This is a genomic window from Variovorax sp. P4_D9 (assembly GCF_056401695.1).
Genome location: NZ_JBFUIU010001083.1, coordinates 1 through 2499, shown reverse-complemented (window position 1 = coordinate 2499; position 2499 = coordinate 1). Strand labels below are relative to the sequence as shown.

5 protein-coding genes are annotated in these 2499 nt (G+C 61.8%); 3 read left to right on the top strand and 2 right to left on the bottom strand.

Features of this window, described 5'->3' with window-relative positions; all coding sequences use genetic code 11:
- The coding region (locus tag AC1DY5_RS51205; RefSeq protein ID WP_478121943.1) for a ParA family protein at positions 1–70 on the bottom strand (70 nt) is incomplete at its 3' end.
- Between the two features lie 324 nt (positions 71–394).
- On the opposite strand from AC1DY5_RS51205, the gene AC1DY5_RS51200 reads away from it, so the two are divergent.
- From AC1DY5_RS51200 to AC1DY5_RS51190, 3 genes are all read left to right on the top strand, one after another.
- On the top strand, positions 395–751 hold the full coding sequence (locus AC1DY5_RS51200) for a CBS domain-containing protein (RefSeq protein WP_478121942.1): 357 nt from the start codon (positions 395–397) through the stop codon (positions 749–751).
- Positions 752–1142: 391 nt separating this feature from the next.
- A complete protein-coding gene (locus tag AC1DY5_RS51195) occupies positions 1143–1424 on the top strand; it encodes a hypothetical protein (RefSeq protein ID WP_478121941.1) in 282 nt (93 codons plus the stop codon).
- Positions 1425–1669: 245 nt separating this feature from the next.
- Entirely contained in the window at positions 1670–1975 is a 306-nt protein-coding gene (locus AC1DY5_RS51190; RefSeq protein WP_478121940.1) for a hypothetical protein, read from the top strand.
- 34 nt (positions 1976–2009) lie between these two features.
- On the opposite strand, the gene AC1DY5_RS51185 is transcribed toward AC1DY5_RS51190, so the two are convergent.
- Positions 2010–2499 (bottom strand): hypothetical protein (locus AC1DY5_RS51185; protein ID WP_478121939.1); only part of this gene is annotated, 490 nt, incomplete at its 5' end.

Sequence of the window (2499 nt, the reverse complement as noted above, 5' to 3'; positions counted from 1 at the left end):
CGCCGGCGAGATTGCAGACGATCGTGGATTTACCCACGCCACCCTTTTGATTGAACACCACGCGCAACATCAGCTTGTCATCCTTGGGAACGAAGCCCGCAAGTCTATGGGATTAGGGGTGCTTGCCGTCTTCTTACTGTAACAAGATCGCGAAAGCCAGGAGTGTTGCGACGAACTCACGCCATCGTGAGTCCAAGTGCGCACGGTGGCTGTCGGCGACACGATCCGATGCAGGCCGGCGCTCTGGCCTGCCCTCAGGTTGGATTGGGATCGATGTGGCGCTTTATCGAACGAAAGGCCCACCAGGGGCGCAGGAGCCAATGGGCACCTCGCAGGGACACCGACGGGCGCGGCTCTTGCGAGTCGACGTCATCCCTTTCCATGGAGAGTGCCCATGAAACCCGTCTCCGAACTCCTCAAGCGCCGCAACTCTGCCACCTGGTGGATCGAGCCGCATGCCACCGTGCTGGAGGCGCTCCAACTCCTGTCCGACTACGAGGTCGGAGCACTCATGGCGGTCGAGGACGGCAGGCTCGTGGGAGTGGTCTCCGAGCGCGACTACACGCGCAAGGTCGCGCTCCAGGGCAAGAGTTCGAAAGAAATGAGGGTTGCCGACATCATGACGCCCAACGTGATGACCGTGACGCCCAGCACCCACACGCGCGAGTGCATGACGATGATGAGCCAAAAGCGCATCCGGCACCTGCCGGTGGTCGAGGGCGCCCAGATCATCGGCATGATCTCCACCTGATGGACGACATCATCGCCGACCATGAGCAGACGGTCGATCAGTTGCGCAACTACATCCAGAGTTGAGATGACCCACGGCACCGACGGACCCAGGTCCGGGCTGGAGGTGATTCGATTCGACCGCAGCGTCAATCATGGATATCTCCAAATACTGGGCCTGGACGCGCCCATGGCGGCATGGATCCCTCGAAGCGTATAGCGGAATCGTCGCGGCAGCCGCAGTGAAGTCAAGTTTCCTGCCTGGTCGGTAGGTCAGCCCGCACACACTGCGACACTATCTACCCTTCCTGACTATGCCTTGCGCATGGCCGACGGCCACGTGGTACGCGGGTTAGCGAGCGAGAAGTCCTAGGATCCCTCAACACAGCCCCGGTGGGGCAAGGGGCTCCTCCATGAAGGTCATCATCAACAGCCAGGTGGTCCTATCGCAAGTCCCGGGAGGGCCCATTGCGCCGTATCTGGACATGTTTGCAGAATCGTTGAGTGCCACGGGGTATTCGGTGACGTGGATTCACCGCCATGTCCTGCTCGGAGCGTTCTTCAGCCAATGGCTCGGGCAGAAGGCGGTGGCGCTGCAAGACATCACCTCTGACCATGTGACGCGGTACTTGCAGTATTCGCATGTGAGGTGTACCTGCGCGGGGAGTGTTCGCAGAGCCAGACAGCAAAGATGAAGAGGCGGGACGGCGTTCGCTAGGCATGGTCAAGCTCCTGCAAGTGATGCTCTGGTTCGCATCGTGCAAGGCAGGTACGGGCTGGTCCCAAATCATAGCTCTTCGAATGATCCAGTCGTTAAAGTGCAAGGAAACCGAAGCGTTGCTCAGCGGCAAACTTGTCGCCCGCTGGCGCAACATCGAGACAGTAACCCTGCGCAAACTGGCGATGCTCAACCGTCGCGGCCTACCTCGAACGCCTGATCGTGCTGCTGGTGCCCGTGCTGTTCGTGATCGTTCCCTTGACCAAACTTTTGCCGCGACTGATCCGCTGGCGCATGCGGTCGCGCATCTGGTACGGAGAGTTGGCTCTGCTCGAACGCGATGTCGGAACACGCACCTGCGCCTTGCCTGTCGAGCAATGGCTGGGCGACCTGGGCCGGATCGAGCAGGCTGCCGCGCGGATCCGTGCCCCCTCGAGCGATGCCAGCGAAGCCTACACGCTGCGCGAGCACATCGGCCTGGTTCGCCGCGCCTTGATGGCCAAGGCACAAGGCGCCCCACCGAGTTGAAGATGTTGCCGACGCCGGGCGCCAAAGGAGCAGATCAGTAGGGTGGATTGACCACCACATATTGCGATCCCTGCGGCTGGTACCACTGGCTGCCGCATTGCTGGTACACCATGCCGCCGTAGTTGACCGGCACACAGTTGGCCGGCACAGAATTCACCATTGAGCCCACCACGGCCGAAGTCACGGCCACCGCGGCGCCGACGGCCACCGCGCCCGCGACCGGATGGTAGTCGTTGTCCCATCCGCCGCAGCAATTGTTGTTGCCGCTGGCAACGACGTTGACGTTCCGATTGGCGTTGACGTTGGTGTTCCGGTTGGCGTTGACGTTGGTATTGCGATTGCTGTTGACATTGTTCGCGCTGGCACTTCGGACGTCATTGGTCCGCACGTCGGCCCTGCTGTTGTTGACCTGAGCAGCCTGCCTGCCTCCACCAGCAGCCGCAGCACCACCGCCCCCAGCGCGAGCGCCGCCTCCACCTCCCGCGGCATTCGCGCGAGCGCCTCCTCCGCCTCCTCCGCCTCCT